The organism is Algivirga pacifica, assembly GCF_039543525.1.
Lineage (GTDB): Bacteria > Bacteroidota > Bacteroidia > Cytophagales > Flammeovirgaceae > Algivirga > Algivirga pacifica.
In genome coordinates this window covers 104,810-122,791 of the sequence record NZ_BAABJX010000029.1, presented here as the reverse complement: position 1 = coordinate 122,791, position 17,982 = coordinate 104,810, and the positions used below count along the sequence as shown (strand labels likewise).

Annotated in this window: 14 protein-coding genes; 8 read left to right on the top strand and 6 right to left on the bottom strand. The window is 40.2% G+C overall.

What is annotated here, in order from left to right:
* The first annotated feature begins 7 nt into the window (after positions 1–7).
* Positions 8–718, top strand: a complete 711-nt coding sequence (locus tag ABD985_RS09980; RefSeq protein ID WP_345371361.1) for a hypothetical protein — start codon at positions 8–10, stop codon at positions 716–718.
* Positions 719–1,322: 604 nt separating this feature from the next.
* Here the strand turns inward: ABD985_RS09980 and ABD985_RS09975 are convergent.
* The 3 genes from ABD985_RS09975 to ABD985_RS09965 all read right to left on the bottom strand — a co-directional run bounded on the left by ABD985_RS09975 (position 1,323) and on the right by ABD985_RS09965 (position 3,937).
* Complete coding sequence (locus tag ABD985_RS09975; protein ID WP_345371359.1) at positions 1,323–1,811, bottom strand: hypothetical protein; 489 nt, start codon at positions 1,809–1,811, stop codon at positions 1,323–1,325.
* A 13-nt stretch (positions 1,812–1,824) separates the two neighbouring features.
* The gene (locus ABD985_RS09970; protein ID WP_345371395.1) at positions 1,825–2,754 is read right to left on the bottom strand and encodes an RHS repeat domain-containing protein; all 930 of its coding nucleotides are present in this window, start codon (positions 2,752–2,754) and stop codon (positions 1,825–1,827) included.
* Between the two features lie 730 nt (positions 2,755–3,484).
* Complete coding sequence (locus ABD985_RS09965) at positions 3,485–3,937, bottom strand: GNAT family N-acetyltransferase (protein ID WP_345371357.1); 453 nt, start codon at positions 3,935–3,937, stop codon at positions 3,485–3,487.
* 180 nt (positions 3,938–4,117) lie between these two features.
* On the opposite strand from ABD985_RS09965, the gene ABD985_RS09960 reads away from it, so the two are divergent.
* Together ABD985_RS09960 and ABD985_RS09955 are read left to right on the top strand one after the other, a co-directional pair.
* Positions 4,118–4,498: a BlaI/MecI/CopY family transcriptional regulator gene (locus ABD985_RS09960; RefSeq protein ID WP_345371355.1), complete on the top strand. Its 381-nt coding sequence runs from the start codon at positions 4,118–4,120 to the stop codon at positions 4,496–4,498.
* Positions 4,491–5,900, top strand: coding sequence for a peptidoglycan DD-metalloendopeptidase family protein (locus ABD985_RS09955; RefSeq protein ID WP_345371353.1), 1,410 nt, complete (start codon positions 4,491–4,493; stop codon positions 5,898–5,900). The genes ABD985_RS09960 and ABD985_RS09955 overlap by 8 nt, the downstream gene beginning before the upstream one ends.
* Positions 5,901–6,091: 191 nt before the next feature.
* On the opposite strand, the gene ABD985_RS09950 is transcribed toward ABD985_RS09955, so the two are convergent.
* Positions 6,092–6,574, bottom strand: coding sequence for a GyrI-like domain-containing protein (locus ABD985_RS09950; protein ID WP_345371352.1), 483 nt, complete (start codon positions 6,572–6,574; stop codon positions 6,092–6,094).
* 267 nt (positions 6,575–6,841) lie between these two features.
* Between ABD985_RS09950 and ABD985_RS09945 the strand changes: the two genes are divergently transcribed.
* Positions 6,842–8,362: an aldehyde dehydrogenase family protein gene (locus ABD985_RS09945; RefSeq protein ID WP_345371351.1), complete on the top strand. Its 1,521-nt coding sequence runs from the start codon at positions 6,842–6,844 to the stop codon at positions 8,360–8,362.
* Between the two features lie 187 nt (positions 8,363–8,549).
* Here ABD985_RS09945 and ABD985_RS09940 read toward each other — a convergent pair whose 3' ends face one another.
* Together ABD985_RS09940 and ileS are read right to left on the bottom strand one after the other, a co-directional pair.
* On the bottom strand, positions 8,550–9,605 hold the full coding sequence (locus ABD985_RS09940; protein WP_345371349.1) for a DUF1214 domain-containing protein: 1,056 nt from the start codon (positions 9,603–9,605) through the stop codon (positions 8,550–8,552).
* Between the two features lie 187 nt (positions 9,606–9,792).
* Positions 9,793–13,170, bottom strand: coding sequence for an isoleucine--tRNA ligase (ileS, locus tag ABD985_RS09935; RefSeq protein WP_345371348.1), 3,378 nt, complete (start codon positions 13,168–13,170; stop codon positions 9,793–9,795).
* Between the two features lie 196 nt (positions 13,171–13,366).
* Here ileS and ABD985_RS09930 point away from each other — a divergent pair, with 196 nt between their 5' ends.
* The 4 genes from ABD985_RS09930 (at position 13,367) to clpX (ending at position 17,952) form a co-directional block, all read left to right on the top strand.
* Complete coding sequence (locus tag ABD985_RS09930) at positions 13,367–14,230, top strand: hypothetical protein (protein WP_345371346.1); 864 nt, start codon at positions 13,367–13,369, stop codon at positions 14,228–14,230.
* 288 nt (positions 14,231–14,518) lie between these two features.
* The gene (hemB, locus tag ABD985_RS09925; RefSeq protein ID WP_345371393.1) at positions 14,519–15,496 is read left to right on the top strand and encodes a porphobilinogen synthase; all 978 of its coding nucleotides are present in this window, start codon (positions 14,519–14,521) and stop codon (positions 15,494–15,496) included.
* A 248-nt stretch (positions 15,497–15,744) separates the two neighbouring features.
* On the top strand, positions 15,745–16,410 hold the full coding sequence (locus tag ABD985_RS09920; RefSeq protein ID WP_345371344.1) for an ATP-dependent Clp protease proteolytic subunit: 666 nt from the start codon (positions 15,745–15,747) through the stop codon (positions 16,408–16,410).
* Positions 16,411–16,722: 312 nt separating this feature from the next.
* Positions 16,723–17,952 carry an ATP-dependent Clp protease ATP-binding subunit ClpX gene (gene clpX, locus ABD985_RS09915; protein WP_345371343.1) on the top strand — a complete coding sequence of 410 codons (1,230 nt, stop codon included), beginning with the start codon at positions 16,723–16,725 and terminating at the stop codon, positions 17,950–17,952.
* Positions 17,953–17,982: the final 30 nt, after the last annotated feature.

Below are 17,982 nucleotides of genomic sequence, written 5' to 3'. Positions count from 1 at the left end.
AGAAACTATGAAAAAGATAATGACATTGGCCTTGGCTGATTTCAAGATTATATTCAGGGATCCTTCCTTGAAGTCCTTTTTGGTACTGCCGGTACTTTTATTTGCGCTCATCCTATGGGGAGTACCTGCTTTGGTGGACAATTATCCATTTCTAGAGCCATACCTTCCGGTATTTTTAGTAGTGGCTGTGGTGGAAAATACACAGATGTTCAGCTTTATCACTACCATGGTATTGATTGATGAAAAGGAAACAAACGTAGCGCCTATCTATGGTGTCGTTCCACTTAAGAAATGGGAATACCTTCTTTCAAGGTTTCTGATTCCTTACTTATTCACAGCATTGCTCAATATTATTTTGTTTGAGGTACAGCCTTTCTATACGATTCATTGGATAGACGGCGTAGGATTATCTTTACTGACGGCTTTGATCGTACCGGTATACGCGCTTTCAGTAAACGCTATCGTAAAGAACCGCATGGAAGGCATGGTCTATATCAAAGCCTTTAATATGTTAGTATTATTACCTATTGCCGCTTTTTTCATTCCGGAAGAATGGAGAATGTTTTTTGGAGTATTGCCCACTCACTGGGTTTTTCAGGGAGTAGAAGCCGTGACGCAAGGAGTCTCTATAGCCTTGTACATGGGGGTAGGAGTGGTGTTTTTTGTGGGGTTATTGTGGGGAGTGGCGAAGGTGTTTATTAGGAAGCATTTTGTGTGAGGGGACCATAACTATCCTTTAGAGGTAATAGGTAAAAAGGAATAGCTAATAGGGTTGGTGGAGGTGTAATATTTTTACCTACACTGGTCGTAGCGTCCACGCTACGACCAAAAAGCGCTTTCACCGAGCGTCCACGCTCGGGTGGTATGAGTTGGAAATAGAGGTTGGTGAGGAATTGATAGATCGAATAAAAAATTGCCGTGTTTCCTAAATAACCGTCATGTTCCGTATAGTGACGGGATGAATCCCGCCCCTATGTGATGTCACCCTTTCAGGGTTTAGGTAGCATACAACCCCGTTAGGGGTGGCATCTATTAGCCGTGGTGTTTCAACCCACGGTCTACGTAAGAATAGCGTCCATTCCTTTCGCAACCGCTATTCCTACGCAGACGATGGGTTGAAAGAGCTGCAGTCCGCACCCACCGCTAAGGTTAATTATCCCATCACATGGCGTCCATAAATGGGATTTGACATTAGATTGAAAAGGATTTGTAGAACATTATTCCTTACACCAACATGCTTGTATAAAAAATGGAAGGCCAGCAAATATAGCTAGCCTTCCATAGATATTCTTTATTCAGAGATGCTGTGTTCGAACGGGGAATCACCTACTATGTTTAAAGAACTCATACCAAGGTTTTTTAGCTTTATCATACTTAGAATAGTAATATTTTTCGAGTAATAAAGAGTCAGATAAAGTATCCTTAGGGTCTATTGGGTAATCAAATTCAACTTTTACACCATTTTCGTTAAAATCCCCTACATCATGACTTTTTCCGTGATAATATAAGGGGAACTTATCCCCTTTTTTAATAGGTAAATTTGCTTTTTCAAACAGTGTGACAGATGCTAAAACTTTTTGACTATTATATTCATATTGAATATTGATCATAGTTCGTTTTGTTGTTAATGATCTATCTGTAATAGCGATCTTATATTTATCTGAAACAACAGTTCCAATAGCTATTCTTTCATGTTTATTAAAATCATACTCCTCATAAGTTATAAGGGAAATTGTAAGCAAGAGAAGTATAATTATAAATACATCTTTAGGTTTCTTAAACTTAAAAAATGTCTTTAGATATTTAATCATAGTCTTATTTCTTTTAATTATCATCTTCTATATATGAGTCTCGCACTACTTCTATTTTTCCTTGAACGAACTGTAATACTCTTGGTAAAATCATATTAAAATACTCAGCTTCCTTTTCCATTTCTTCAGTTTTACCAGTTTTTTCTATATTCTGACTCATTTTTGCTCCTAACACTCCAAATACATAAGCAATAGTTGATTTTCCTAAATCTTTAGAACCATCTATTGTAGTTTCAAATTTAAAATTTCCATCAGCATAAGATAAGTCTATATTAGCTTTAAGAAACTCTGTTAAAGAAAGGATCATTCCTTTAGGAGCATCTCCTCCTAATAAATTTTGTAAATAAGAAAATCCAACATCTGTAATATCAATTTGTCCTAGAGCATCTTCAATTTTCCCTAAACCGTCTTGACTACTTGTTAATGCATTTTGAATAAAACCTATGCCTTCATCCTTTATTGTAGCTCCCAACGTTGTTAAAGCTCGCCCCCTAAATCCCGTAGTAACTAGAGCGCTCGTGCCACCAGAGAACAATGCTGGAGCTATTTGGGCACCTGTAACCAATGCTCTTTCAGAAGCGGCTTCTCTACTTTTCACCATAAGGTTAGTAAAATTAGACCTAGCATTAGCGTCATTAGGATAAAGGCTTTCTGCATTTCGTTGATTGATGAAATTTTCAGGATTTCCTAATGGAGCTTTTCCATCCGGATCAATAAACCTCACAGGATTATCAAAAGCATAGTTATAAGGCGAATGTCTACGCATTTTCTCAGCCAAAGGATCCACCCCAAACCATCTCCCCACACTCGGGTCATACATGCGGGCACCATAGTCAAGCCAGCCTAGTTCAGATTGCTCCTCCTTCCCATTATACGTATACTTGAAACCCGTACCAGCCCCAGCACTCAGCGAAGTGATATTCCCACCGTATGGACACCCTATGAACTCCCCAAAACCATCAAAAAAAGAACGAAAAAGTTACCTCATTTCACTAAGGCACACAAAAGGCAGGGCAGAAAAATAATGCTTTTCTGTTAAGGGATTTTAATTGCTTTTTCCAACCCTGACTACATTACTATGGGTTTAAATAAGAATTACCTCCAGAAGAAAATTAAGCCCGTTAATGAGTTTAGCCTGGACCATTGACTCCACGCCCTATGTGACCTTGCTCCAGAAGTACTTCCCTGCGATTAAATCCGTAAATAGGTTTTATGGGATATTCCCAATTTCCTGGATAGTTAATGTAATCTACAGCGGAAGGGTGCAATTGCCTATAAGTTACGAAAGGTAGCAGTAAAGTGCTATGGTTTTCTTCTATAAATACAAGACTATTGAATCGTTGAGGCTCACGTTGCTCGCTGGTTGAATTGTTGAAGCGTTTGGTTCATTTGTAGGATCATCCGACGGGGATGATCTTCTATAGGTGCGCACTGATCTATCGGTTTATTGGAAACATTTGAATAACAATCGTAACCTATTTACAAGAAATGATCGGTATGGTTCGTGAGGTAAGGTAAGTGTACACACTCCTGTCGGATGCGACTACATTATCTTGTAAACCCTTCCAGTCCTTAAGATCCCAGTTCAGACAATGGGTGAAAAATGGAAGACTAACTATGCGTAGTTAGCCTTCCTATTATCTATTTGGATATACTATATGCAAACGGCGCGGCTATTCGGAAGCATTCCATTCATAGTAATTATGCTCCGTATCCAATGAGAACCCGGTATGAGGATACAAGGCATTACCAATCATATTGGTTTTAGCGGTTTCTAACATAATACCGCAACCATTGGTGCTTCTGCAAAGATCCTTTGCCTTTTCGATTAATGCCTTAGAAATTCCCTCTCCCCGGTAATTAGGATGAACAAATAAATCATTCAATAGCCATAAACGTTTCATTCGTGTAGAGGAGAATAGAGGATATAATTGAACAAACCCAGTCATCACGTTATCCTCATTGAGGGCAACAAAGATCTCAGATTCCCGCATTTCTATTCTTTCCCTAAGAAATTTTTTCCCTTCGTCTAAAGCAGATTCCATTTCATAAAAGACTCGGTATTGGTCAAATAAAGAGCTTAGTGCATCGAGGTGTGTAAGTGTAGCTTTTTCTAAGGTGATCATATAGTGTCATTTGAGTTGTCAGTCATGTCAATTGTTTGCTCACAAGGTAGAAAAATAAAGTGTGAAGGAATTGACTGTTTTTATCCTTGGGTGAACAATTGTTGACTAAATCTGTAGCTTTAAATAACTAAAACTATAGTAATAGTTGTATTACTATTTTTATAGTTATATATTCGACCCATGAAAGAATTAACAAAAGCGGAAGAACAAATCATGCAAGTCTTGTGGGAGCTACAGAAAGGCTACCTCAAGGACATATTGGAACAGCTACCGGAACCGAAGCCGGCTTATACGACTGTCTCAACGGTGGTCAAGGTTTTGGTCAAGAAACAGTTTATTGGGTATGATACCCATGGTAAAAGCAATGAGTACTACCCATTGGTGAAGAAGGAAGATTACTTCCAGACACACTTCAAGGGAATGGTACAGCGTTTTTTCAACAGCTCAGTGAAGCGGTTTGCCTCCTTTTTCTCCGCAGATCAGGAGATGGATCTCAAGGATTTGGAAGAGATCAAAGCCATAATTGATGCTGAAATAGAAAAACGTAAGAACGATGAGTAATGAATGGATGATTTACCTGCTGAAGGTAAGTAGCGTACAGGCCATATTTTTTCTTTTCTATCATTTATTGTTGAGAAAGGAGACGACTTGGCATGTCCGCCGAGGATATTTGTTAACAACTTTGTTGATAAGTTGGAGAATTCCGTTGATAGAATTTCCTCACTTATCAACAATTCAGGAGAAAATACCGACTTATTCACAAAATACGATAGAATGGGAGTATTGGGAGGAGCCAATCCAAATGTTATCCACAAATTCACCGGATATTGATTGGGTTTTCAACATATATCTCGCTTTTGTCGCATTGATGTTAATAAAAATGTTGATAAGTGTGGTTTATGTCCTGTTTTTAAAGGCAAAATCCAAAAAAGTAGAAACTTATCAACAGCAGGTAGTTTATATCCATCCATCCGTTCACCTGGCATTTACCTGGGGAAGGTGGGTTTTTCTCTCTCCTGAATTACTGGAAAAGCAGGAGCGTAGGGAAATCATTTTGCATGAATTTGTTCACCGTAATCAAGGTCATACGATTGACCTTATTCTTTCAGAAATAGTATGTGCATGGCTTTGGTTCAATCCGTTTGTCTTCTTTCATTTCAAAGCCATCAAAGAAAACCATGAATACCTAGCCGATCAGGGGGTATTGTCCCAAGGAGTTGATGAGTTGAGTTATCAACAATTATTGTTGAATACAGCTTTTAAAACCAGCTTTTGGGAGGTTCATGGTTTTGGTAATTCAACCATTAAAAAGCGAATCAAAATGATCAATTTTAGCAATAATAAAAACTATTGGAAATGGGGGCTGTTGCTTCCTTATTCTTTATTGATATTATGGTTATTCTCCAATAATCCTATTGTTTTTGCACAGCACAAAGGTGAGACACATGTAGAACAGCTGGGTGATAGCCTTTTTACAAAAATCGAGAACCATTTTGTTGAAAGAAAAGGTACAGGAAGTTTTGAGTCTCTCAATAAAGGAGAACTGGATTTTATTTTCCCACTAGATAATCCTGAGATTTCTTCAGGCTATGGTTATCGAAAACACCCTTTTACCAAAAAGAAAAAATTTCATAAAGGAGTAGATTTTAAAGCCCCAAAGGGTACGCCGGTTTATGCCGTAGAAGATGGTGTGGTCATTGCGATTAGTACCGTAGGGGCTGATGGAAAAAAGAAAGGGTATGGCAATTTTATAGTGATCAAGCATGCGAGTGGGTATCACTCGATGTATGCCCAGTTAGAAAAATTCCAAGAGGACGTTTTAAAAGGTAAAAAGGAGATTAAGAAAGGAACTCAAATAGCAACAGTAGGCTCCTCTGGGCAGTCTACGGGACCTCATCTTCATTTTGAAGTCAAGAAGGATGGGGAGAATATTGATCCTATGACTGTTTTGAAGAAGAAATAAGAAGTGTATAGTGTAAGTCAAAGAGCGCTTTGCTCGTGCCTCGCAAAAGCTGAACTCTTTGACTACAGAGGGTATATTTACTATTTATCTACCATTTTACACTGGTCAAAGAGTTCAGCGTTACAACAAAATCCAGTTGATACTTCACAGCTACTAACGCGCTCTTTGACCAATCAGTTTACCACTAATTCTCAACGAATAGGAATCCATATTTCCTCCTCCGACTCAGGATCATTATTCTTGTATTTCTCGCCCAATACCTCAAAATGAGGTCGAAGATTATCCAATTCATAGCCCGATTCCGGGAGCCATTCATTATAGATATATTCAAAAATACGGTTGTCAGAGCTCATCCCTTTGTATTGAAAAATAGCATAGCGTCCTTCTGAGATCGTATATGTTTCCATTCCTTGAGGAACTTGATCAAAATTTTCCACTTCTACCGCTGCCCATTTCTCAAATTCATTGGCAGGATGAAAGTTTATAAAATGATCAGGAGTATATACTGTCATCGAGAGGAGCTCATCGTTTTTCGGATGCTTTATGCTACCTCGAAGGGGCATAAATTTTTTCCATAATGAGGCTACATCAAAATGTATGAAGCTCATGGTAGCTTTAATGCCAATCAACTTTCGATTTGACGCAAAAATAATTTCTGGAGAAATGCTTGTCATAGTTATTATTGAAAAGGGGAGACAATTGTATAAATGCATATTGTTAAGCCTTAAAAATAAAGCTTTTTGCTCAGGGTCGAAGAAATAGTTTCAGTAGGTTATACGATATTTAAAGTGTAAAAATAACACCTGTTTCTTTGATGATTCCTATAGATATCATACATTAATACTATAATCCATTCAATATGAGTCAAATAAAAATCCTTTGACTCCTTGATAACCCAAGTATTGATAAACACATAATCCATTTAAACTATCCTGATAACTATGGAACTAGCCCTAGAGAAAAACCTTGTAAAACGACCTGAATTCAAAGAAAAGTATGGCAATTTTATCGGGGGTAAATTTATCCCTCCAGTAAAAGGAGAGTACTTCGAAAACCGCTCACCTATTGACAATTCCTTGATTGCCCTTATGCCTCGATCAACAGAGGAGGATATCAAATTGGCATTGGATGCTGCTCATAGAGCAAAAACGGCATGGATGAGCACTTCTGCCACAGAAAGAAGTAACCTACTATTGAAAATTGCCGATATCATTGAAGAAAATCTGGAAATGTTGGCAGCAGTAGAAACGGTAGATAATGGGAAGCCAGTCCGAGAAACATTGAATGCCGACCTTCCGTTATGTGTAGATCACTTCCGCTACTTTGCTGGAGTAATACGTGCAGAAGAAGGCAGTGCTTCGGAGTTGGATGCTAACACATTGTCTCTGAATATTAAGGAGCCCATTGGAGTGGTTGCACAGATTATCCCGTGGAACTTTCCATTATTGATGGCCACCTGGAAAATAGCACCAGCTTTGGCAGCAGGAAACTGTACGATTGTTAAACCGGCAGAGCAGACACCAACCAGTATTATGGTATTGCTTGAACTGATTCGGGATGTATTGCCAGCAGGCGTACTGAATGTCGTTACAGGATTTGGTACGGAAGCCGGTAAGCCATTGGCGCAATCTTCAAGAGTGGGAAAAGTAGCCTTTACAGGAGAAAGTACTACCGGTAAATTGATCATGCAATATGCTTCCGAGAACCTGAATCCGGTCACCATGGAGCTGGGAGGTAAATCACCCAATATCTTTATGAAGAGCGTGATGGATGAGGATGATGAGTTCTTGGATAGATGTATAGAAGGTGCTGTTCTCTTTGCCTTTAATCAGGGCGAAGTTTGTACTTGTCCATCCAGAATCTTGGTGCATGAGGATATAGCAGACAAGTTCCTGGAGAAAGTTGTAGAAAGAACCAAGCAAATTAAAGTGGGACATCCGCTGGATAAAGAAACGATGGTGGGGGCACAGGCTTCCAAAGAGCAATTCGAGAAGATTTTATCTTATCTCAAGATTGGAAAAGAAGAAGGTGCTCAAGTATTGGCAGGAGGAAGTGCTTGCAAACTGAACACAGGTCTGGAAAATGGCTATTATATTGAACCGACTATTTTTAAAGGTAAAAATAGTATGAGAGTTTTTCAGGAAGAGATCTTCGGGCCAGTAACTTCTGTGACGACTTTCAAAACGATGGAAGAGGCAATTGCCATTGCTAACGATACGGAATACGGACTAGGAGCCGGCTTGTGGACAAGAGATACCCACGAAGCTTATCAGGTAGCCCGTAAAGTAGAAGCAGGAAGAGTATGGGTAAACAACTATCATTCTTATCCTGCACACGCTCCATTTGGAGGATATAAGAAATCTGGTTTTGGACGTGAAAATCACTTGATGATGCTGGATCATTACCGCAGAAACAAAAATATCCTGATCTCTTATGACAAAAAGAAACTAGGATTATTCTAGAGACTATCGCATAAACACACACGTCAGAGCTTAGATAAGCTCATCACTTGCTTTAAATGTGATTAAGGGTACTCCATTGTTGGGGTATCCTTTTTTATTGGTGGGGGGAAGTCAAAGAGCGCTTTGCTCGTGCCTCGCAGAAGCTGAACTCTTTGACTAGGAGTAGGAGGGGAGAGCTAATCATAAATTATCTAACTTCTTCTACCTCCGGAAGCTTATATGAACCATTCAATACGCTTTCTCCGGGACGATACACACGCATAAGGAAGTTCCAACCGTCTGTAATGTCCAAACGATTCTTTACGTCATCCGAGCAGTTTGTCGCAGATCCAAAGTGTACTGTAAACGTACCGTCATCGTTTTTAATAGTGTTGGTTTCATTAAGAATACAGTTCTCATTTTGCATCTTACCGTCTTTTCCATAGACTGTAATGGACCAAAAAGCGTTATTTTCAGGTATTTTATACGTTGCTTTATAACATTTATCTCCTGAAAGATTTCCACCATCGTAATTAATGTAGGTAGCTTCTTTGTTAGGGAAAAGTCCCCAGGCTCCAGCCACAGCTAAACGTCTACTTTTTTCATCAACTTCTTCTTTAGTACCAGACCATTCATCTGGATACTTATCATATTTGGCAAACTCCGAATTATATTCGTCATGTAGCGTTTTGAGCGAAGCTTGATCCCAATTAGGTGCTTTAAAAGGTTCCGAAGAGCTAGCTTTAATCTCAAATTGCTCCTGTAATTTATTGACCATTTCGAGCTCTTCTGAATCATCAGGGTCTAAAATTTGAATGCGAATAACTGCAAAAAGATAGCGGGTATCTTCTGGCAAATTATATGTACCTGCCTTATGGTAAATATCAGGAACATACATGTCATTGTCAGTCAACATTACAGACATGTAGCGATTGTCTGGCATCTTAGGAACGGTAAGTGTCGCCCCTCCTTTGGTATCAATTAAACCACCAGAGTAGACACAGTCTCGGTTCATACGGACAACTCCTTGATTGTCGAGAGGAGTCAATTTCTTGTAATGAAAGAAGGTGTTGATCGGAGCTAGCTTTGCATAATAGGTAAAGGTTTGATCCGTTTCTGCTCTCGCATAATTCTCGGGAGTTACCTCCATAGCTTCTTCCTCGCTACCTCTACTGTTACTTTCAGTATCTTGCTTTTGGGAGGTAGGACCACAAGCAATGATACATAACAATAGAAATGGAAGTGTCCAAAATGTTCTTTTCATAATTTTAAAGGTTAATAAATATTCTCAAATAAAACTTTGAATAGATATGAATGGTTCCTTTTTGATAAAAACAAAAAAGGCAGCAGAACCAAAGTCCCACTGCCTTTCAATATAATCTGATTAAGTAAAGCTCAACTCATCGAAGATGAAACTCAACGAGCGAAGCGCACTCAACTTCTCAACACTATTAAGCCTTCTCGATCTTCACATTAACCTTCAACTTATCAAGATCTACCTCAATACCTCCAGCAACTTCAGGTTGAACTACCAAGTCAGTCATCTGAGTTTCTTCGATGATATAATCACCATAGCTCGCTAAAGCAGAAGTGATCACACCATCACCATCTTCAATGGCTACCTTGATCTTATCCTGAATCTCTAGCCCCATATCCTTACGAAGGTTCTGGATCTTATTCACCAACTCACGAGCAAGACCTTCTTGTGTCAGCTCTTCTGTCAAGTTGATATCCAAGGCTACGGTGATGCCTGAGTCTTTAGCGATAGACCATCCTGGGATATCATCCGATTCGATGATTACATCCTCCAATGTTAGGTTAACCGCTTCTCCATTCACTTCAAAGCTAAGGGCCTGTGCCTGCTCAAAGCCAGCAATACCATCTTGGTCCAGGCTGTTGATATGTGCCGCAATACCTTTCATCAATTTACCGAACTTCTTACCCAATACTGGGAAGTTAGGCTTGATCTTCTTGACGAACATTCCTTTGTTTTCCTCTGTCAGGAACTCAATTTCCTTAATGTTCACCTCAGATTTGATGATGCTTTCTACGTGACGGATTTGCTCCGTTACTTTCGCATTCACATCTGGAATAAGGATACGTTGCAATGGCTGTCTTACTTTCAACATTTCTTTCTTACGGATTGCGTGTGTAAGGGATGAAATGTTTTGAGCCAATGCCATTTGCTCTTCCAGGTCTTTGTTGATCACTGCCTCGTTCGCTTCAGGGAAGTAAGCCGTGTGTACAGATACTGCAGTATCTTTCTTCGTTACCGCATTCAAATCTGTAAACAGACGATCCGCAAAGAATGGAGCGATTGGCGCCATCAGCTTAGAAATAGTTTCTAAACAAGTATATAGCGTCTGGTAAGCGGCCATTTTATCCGTACCATATTCTCCTTTCCAGAAGCGCTTACGGTTCAAACGAACGTACCAGTTAGACAGATCATCCATGGTGAACGACTGAATCGCACGTGCCGCTTTCGTTGGTTCCAGATTGTCGAATGCCTCATCTACTTCCTTGATCAAAGTATTCAACTTAGAAATAATCCAACGATCACTTTCTGTACGCTCTTCCATTGGAATATCCGCTTCCGCATACGTGAAGTTGTCCAGGTTAGCGTAAAGTGTGAAGAAAGAATACGTATTGTAAAGGGTTCCGAAGAACTTACGCTTCGTTTCCTGCAAGCCATCAATCGCAAACTTCAGGTTGTCCCAAGGGTTGGCATTCTCAATCATGTACCAGCGAGTAGCATCAGCACCGTGCTCGTTCATGGTCTCGAATGGGTTTACCACGTTTCCTTTACTCTTGGACATTTTCTCTCCTTTCGAATCCAATACCAGTCCATTGGAGATTACGCTCTTGAAAGCGACATCATCCATAATCATAGCGGCAATGGTATGAAGGGTAAAGAACCACCCTCTCGTTTGGTCTACCCCCTCTGCAATAAAGTTTGCAGGGAATGATTTCTCGAAAATCTCCTTGTTCTCGAATGGATAGTGCCACTGAGCGAAAGGCATCGCACCAGAGTCAAACCATACGTCTACAAGGTCTGTTTCACGGTACATTGGCTTGCCGCTGTCACTCAATAGGATCAAGTCATCCACATAAGGACGGTGCAAATCAATATCGTCTTTCAACTCACCGTTTTCAATATATTTAGGATTGTCAGGCATAACACCTGCCTCAAATGCTTTCTTAACTTCTGCTTTCAGTTCCTCAACAGAGCCAATACATTTTTCCTCTGCCTCGTCTTCTGTACGCCAGATTGGTAGTGGAGTACCCCAGTATCTTGAACGGGAAAGGTTCCAGTCTACCAGATTTTCCAGCCAGTTTCCAAAACGCCCAGTACCCGTACCTGCAGGTTGCCACTTGATGGTTTTGTTCAGTTCCACCAAACGGTCTTTTACTGAAGTCGTTCTGATAAACCATGAATCCAATGGATAGTACAATACCGGTTTGTCAGTTCTCCAGCAGTGAGGATAACTGTGCTCATATTTCTTTACTTCGAAGGCACGGTTCTCTTCTTTCAGCTTGATCGCCAAACGAACATCCATCGGCTTGTAGTCAGCAGCTCCGCTAACGGCATCATCCTCATATTCAGCCTTCACGAATTGTCCACCAAACTCGCCCATTTCTGTGACGTAGCGACCAGTTTTATCAACCAAAGGAACGTCTTTGCCTGTCTCATCTTTTACGGTGATGGCAGGAACACCCGCTTGCTGTGCAACGCGCATATCGTCTGCACCAAAAGTAGGAGCGATATGAACGATACCCGTACCGTCTTCAGTCGTTACATAATCACCAGGGATTACCTTGAAGGCAGCCTCTTTATTTTCTGGCGTTACGTAAGGCAATAGTTGCTCATAGTGGATATCGATCAATTCCTGACCGGTATACTCTCCTACGACCTTGAAAGGAATCACCTTGTCACCGCTTTGATAAGCCTCAAAGTCAGCCGCTTGTTGCTTAGCTGAGAAGTAAGCGTTGACACGGTCTTTAGCCATGATCACAGTGATTGGCTCATGGGTATACTGGTTCCATGTTTTGACCACAGCATACGTGATCTTAGGACCTACCGCCAAGGCAGAGTTGGAAGACAACGTCCATGGCGTAGTCGTCCATGCCAAGAAGAAAACATCTCCTTGAGCATCCTGGAATAGTTTCTCAGAAGCTTCGTTACGAACAACTTTAAGCTGCGCGGTAACAGTAGTATCTTTTACATCTCGGTAACAACCTGGTTGGTTAAGCTCGTGAGAACTCAATCCTGTACCTGCTGCTGGAGAGTAAGGTTGAATGGTATAACCTTTATAAAGTAGCCCCTTGTCATAAAGCTGACGAAGCAACCACCAAAGGGTCTCCATATAGTTTCTGTCAAAAGTGATATAAGGATCATCCAGGTCTACCCAGTAGCCCATTTGCATGGTCAACTCGTCCCATTGCTCCTTAAATTCCATTACCGTTTGTTTACAAGCTTTGTTGTAGTCATCTACGGAGATCTTGGTTCCGATATCTTCCTTGCTGATCCCAAGTTCTTTTTCCACTTTCAGCTCTACCGGAAGGCCATGGGTATCCCAGCCACCTTTACGGTTCACCTGAAAACCTTTTAGGGTTTTGTAGCGGCAGAAAATATCTTTTACCGTACGACCCATCACGTGGTGAATACCAGGAGCACCGTTGGCTGAAGGAGGTCCCTCATAAAAGACAAAAGAAGGCTTGCCTTCTCTGGATTTCACCGACTCTTCAAAGATTTTGTTCGTTTCCCAGTGCTTACGGACTTCTTGATTGACCGCCACCAGATCCAAACCTTTATATTCTTTATAACCCATGTTTAATTGACAAATTTGGAATTTGGACTTTGCTATAGGGTAGACACCCCCAAAAATCGATACGACTGGATGGATTTCCAGACTAAACGCAAAAATAAAAATATTTTTAAATCACTACCTGTAATTGCAGTATTTATTGATTGTTATTGTAAAAATATCAGTTTAATGTAAATGTACTCTCTAAAAATGGGGGGTAATGGAGGGATTTACAGGGATTTTGTGTTCACCATTTACTGGAACAAAACCCAAGGATCGATTGGTGATGCAAATAAAAAAATATGGTGCACTGTGTCTATTCATAGGAATGATTTCTTGTGGTGAATATCAGTATGCAGAGCATAATATTCCTATTGATGAACCCTTTACCCAGCGAGCGGTACGACAAGCAGAAACGCTGGACCGGAGAACCTCCCAATTCCGTGAAGAAAAGAGCTATCCTTTTTATCTCGGAGGAGAGGCTCGTTTTCACGTGCAGGTATATTATCAGAACAGGGATCCTTTAAAAGTGGTAGTCCGTATTGAGGACGGTCAATGGAAACAAGAAGAAGCGACCTATTACCTTACCAATGAAAAGGTTTTTTACATCCATAGTCATGGTGTCTTGCAAGAAGACTCTTTAGAATCGGAAATCTATTTCGAACGCAAGATTTACTATTTGGATGGAGAAGTAGGAAGAGCGGTAGAAAGGAGGGGACAAACTCCAGAATTACTTAAACAAGCAGATTATATTCCCTTCTCAACCGCAGTGATCAAACCGAAGTATACCGATTGGTATCAGTATATGTTGTATGAGAACTATTTACGCTCCGTGAAAGGCAAGGGTAAATTTACCTACAAGCTACAGGGAGTGGAAGAATCTCCAGAAGGGCAACATTTTTTGGTACTAGAGGGAGAGGATGGAGTCAAGGCGCGTTTCAAAATTATGGAGTCGGGCACGGAGTATCGGGCGTTGGAACAGCGTTTGCAGATCTATGAGGGAGAAAAAGTAGAGGTAGATTATATTGAGCAGGAACAACAAGGAACGGTGGAGTATATCTTTAATGAAATCAGCAAACGATAATTCTTTTGTTCATACCGCTACACGGCGTTTGTTAATTGAGCTTCGCTCGTTCATGATGTTTAGTTGAAGTGTAAAAACCCATTATGTGGATTTTATAGAAAAAACAACTAAACATCATGAACGCAATTGCGAAGCAACTGCAATTAAACATCATGAACATATTTTTTTGGACAAAATTGAGATATATTATTGCAGGATGCCCAAGTGATCACTTTCTTGCATTATATCTGTTCTATACTATAAAAAAGGCAGGTGTCCTGCCGTTCATAACAATTAAATAGCATCATGATGAACAATACCAGAAGACCAAGAAGAAACCGTAAATCTGCGGCAATTCGCCATATGGTCTCCGAAACACAGCTGACCGTTAATGACTTCATTTATCCTTTATTTTTGATTGAGGGAGAGAACACCAAAGAAGAGGTGGTCTCTATGCCGGGCATATTTAGGTATACGCTTGATTTGTTGCTGGAAGAAATTCGTGAAGCTATGGATCTAGGGATTATGACTTTTTGTGTATTTCCTAGCTTGCCAGAGAGCAAGAAAGATAAGATGGCCACGGAAAGCACCAATGAGGATGGCTTATACTTGGTAGCTTTAAAGACGATTAAGGAGAAATTTCCAGAAGTGTGCATCATGACCGATGTAGCGATGGATCCTTATAGTTCAGACGGGCATGACGGTATTGTGGAAAATGGAGAGATTCTGAATGATGAAACCCTGGAGGTATTGGCTAAAATGGCCGTGGCTCAAGCAAAGATGGGAGCGGATGTGATTGGTCCTTCGGATATGATGGACGGGAGAGTAGGCTATATTCGTGAAGCCCTTGATCAGGCAGGGTATACCAATGTATCGATCATGTCTTATACGGCTAAGTATGCGAGTGCATTTTATGGTCCTTTCCGCGATGCTTTGGATTCAGCACCTAAGTTTGGAGATAAGAAAACCTATCAGATGGATCCTGCCAATGCGACAGAAGCATTATTGGAAGCAGAACTAGATTATATGGAAGGAGCGGATATGTTGATGGTGAAGCCAGCTTTGGCTTATATGGATATCATCCGTTTGCTAAAAGACAATTTCAATATTCCGATTACAGCCTATAACGTTAGTGGAGAATATGCCATGATCAAGGCAGCTGCCGAAAAAGGATGGCTTGATGGAGAGAAGAGTATGATGGAAATGCTACTGAGTATCAAGAGGGCAGGGGCAGATGCTATTCTGACTTACTTTGCCAAGGATGCAGCAAGAATTCTGAAAAGGTAATTGAAATGGATGCGATACATCGCATCCATTTCGGTTAATTATTTGATTTTATAATTATTCAACTATCTTTAATTAAGTATTTACTGGAAATACTTATCAATCATTAACGTCTTCCTGCAAACACTGCAGTTATCTATCCGTTTAAACTTCAATGAAGAATTAACAATCACCTCACTTTCAATAACTGAAAATTAATCATTGAAAATTGATAATTAAAAAGGCCTTAAAACTAAAACACTTAAATAAAAATGATCTATAAAGACGAATTTCGAAAGTACGCCGTAAAAGGACAGGGAATCACTAGTAGCCTAGTAGATACGTATATGGGAAATGTAGAGAACATGACTCGTACCGTAATTGAAGAAAGAGACCGTAGATTTGCAGAAATCGACGTTTTCTCTCGTTTGATTGCAGACCGTATTATTTTCTTAGGGACTCAGGTAGATGATATGATCTCTAACGTGATTGTAGCTCAGATGCTGTTCTTGGAGTCGTTAGACCCTAAGAAAGATATCTTGATGTATATCAATAGCCCGGGAGGATCTGTTTATGCAGGACTAGGTATTTATGACACTATGCAATATGTGAAGCCCGATGTGAGTACTATTTGTACTGGTTTGGCTGCTTCTATGGGAGCTGTATTATTGTGTGGAGGAGCCGCTGGAAAGCGTTCGGCATTGCCACACTCTCGTGTGATGATCCATCAACCATTGGGAGGAGCGCAAGGACAGGCATCGGATATTGAAATCACAGCTCGTGAAATCCTTAAGTTGAAGGGAGAATTGTACGATATCATTTCTAAGCACTCTGGAGCCCCAGTAGATAAGGTAGAGAAAGATTCAGATAGAGATTACTGGATGAAAGCTTCTGAAGCAAAAGAGTATGGCTTGATTGATGAGGTGTTAACACGATAGTTCAGTAGCTCTCTATCGAATGAAAGAGTACTGTTTTCCAGATCGTTTATTGGATAATACAGTAGTGATACGCCATTGGTGTGTCCGATAATATAGATATAAAAAAGCAGCAAGGGTATACTTTGCTGCTTTCTATCTTAAAATTCGTATATTGAACTTTATCAGGATTATTTTTGTAATTTTGAAGTTATTGTTAATATAAAACGTTTACGGTTACGAATTTAAAAGTATGGAGTGAGCGAGAACTATTGCAATGTTCTCACTGATTGAAAGGACGCTCCTTCATATCTTTTGCTATTAATATAGATGTAGATGAGAAATACATGTTCATTTTGCGGGGCACCTAAGAGTGCCGTGGAGTTGATGGTTTCAGGACAAAATGCCCAAATCTGTAATAATTGTATTGAGCAGGTGCACCAAATCCTGATGGAGGAAAGAAGTGGGAAGGTTGATAAATACAAGAATGTCAACTTGATACCTCCTGCAGAAATGAAAAAACACTTGGACGAATATGTGATTGGGCAGGACAAGGCCAAAAGAGTTTTGTCGGTAGCAGTTTATAATCACTACAAACGTCTGATGCAAAAAGAGTCTGACGATGGGGTTACCATTGAGAAGTCTAATATCCTGATGGCCGGAAATACCGGTACAGGTAAAACGCTTTTAGCCAAAACACTGGCAAAAGCATTAGACGTACCTTTCTGTATTGCCGATGCTACGGTAATTACGGAAGCGGGTTACGTAGGAGAAGACGTTGAGACGATTCTTACACGATTGTTGCAGGCAGCAGATTATGATGTAGAAGCAGCAGAAAGAGGAATCGTATATATTGACGAAATTGATAAAATTGCCCGTAAGTCTGATAACCCATCCATCACTAGAGATGTAAGTGGAGAAGGGGTACAGCAGGCGTTACTGAAATTGTTGGAAGGGTCTATTGTCAACGTACCGCCACAAGGAGGACGTAAGCACCCTGAGCAAAAAATGATTTCAGTAAATACAGAAAACATTCTCTTCATTTGTGGAGGGGCCTTTGATGGTATTGCAGACCTTATTGCCAACCGTTTGAACACTCGTCCAATTGGTTTTGGAGGAGCAGATCACAACAATGCAATTGAAGATAAGGATGAACTACTAGAGTATGTAAATGCACAGGATATTCGCCACTTTGGCTTGATTCCAGAGCTTATTGGACGTCTTCCTGTAATTTCACACCTTCGTCCATTGTCAAGAGAGGCATTAAGAAGCATTCTTACAGAGCCAAAAAATGCTTTGGTAAAACAATACAAGAAATTGTTCGCTATGGAAGAAATAGAACTTTCTTTCACAGAGGATGCGTTAGAATATATCGTAGACAAAGCGGTAGAATATAATTTGGGAGCCAGAGGTCTGAGAAGTATTTGTGAGGCCATTATGCTGGATCCGATGTTTGAACTTCCTTCTATGGAAAGTAACGGGGAGACCAATTTTGTGATTGATGGAGCTTACGCCAAGGAGAAGTTTGAAACGTCTGCCACTGCAAAACGTCTGCATGTCGCTTAATTTGACTATTAACCCTAAACGATAATTAAC

Excerpts from the sequence above, each read along its gene's own strand:
- ileS (WP_345371348.1), bottom strand. The coding sequence starts at position 13,170 with ATGGGTTATAAAGAATATAAAGGTTTGGATCTGGTGGCGGTCAATCAA.
- clpX (WP_345371343.1), top strand. The coding sequence starts at position 16,723 with ATGAGAAATACATGTTCATTTTGCGGGGCACCTAAGAGTGCCGTGGAG.
- ABD985_RS09930 (WP_345371346.1), top strand. The coding sequence starts at position 13,367 with ATGGAGGGATTTACAGGGATTTTGTGTTCACCATTTACTGGAACAAAA.
- ABD985_RS09980 (WP_345371361.1), top strand. The coding sequence starts at position 8 with ATGAAAAAGATAATGACATTGGCCTTGGCTGATTTCAAGATTATATTC.
- ABD985_RS09950 (WP_345371352.1), bottom strand. The coding sequence starts at position 6,574 with ATGACAAGCATTTCTCCAGAAATTATTTTTGCGTCAAATCGAAAGTTG.
- ABD985_RS09960 (WP_345371355.1), top strand. The coding sequence starts at position 4,118 with ATGAAAGAATTAACAAAAGCGGAAGAACAAATCATGCAAGTCTTGTGG.
- ABD985_RS09945 (WP_345371351.1), top strand. The coding sequence starts at position 6,842 with ATGGAACTAGCCCTAGAGAAAAACCTTGTAAAACGACCTGAATTCAAA.
- ABD985_RS09965 (WP_345371357.1), bottom strand. The coding sequence starts at position 3,937 with ATGATCACCTTAGAAAAAGCTACACTTACACACCTCGATGCACTAAGC.
- hemB (WP_345371393.1), top strand. The coding sequence starts at position 14,519 with ATGAACAATACCAGAAGACCAAGAAGAAACCGTAAATCTGCGGCAATT.
- ABD985_RS09975 (WP_345371359.1), bottom strand. The coding sequence starts at position 1,811 with ATGATTAAATATCTAAAGACATTTTTTAAGTTTAAGAAACCTAAAGAT.
- ABD985_RS09940 (WP_345371349.1), bottom strand. The coding sequence starts at position 9,605 with ATGAAAAGAACATTTTGGACACTTCCATTTCTATTGTTATGTATCATT.
- ABD985_RS09920 (WP_345371344.1), top strand. The coding sequence starts at position 15,745 with ATGATCTATAAAGACGAATTTCGAAAGTACGCCGTAAAAGGACAGGGA.
- ABD985_RS09955 (WP_345371353.1), top strand. The coding sequence starts at position 4,491 with ATGAGTAATGAATGGATGATTTACCTGCTGAAGGTAAGTAGCGTACAG.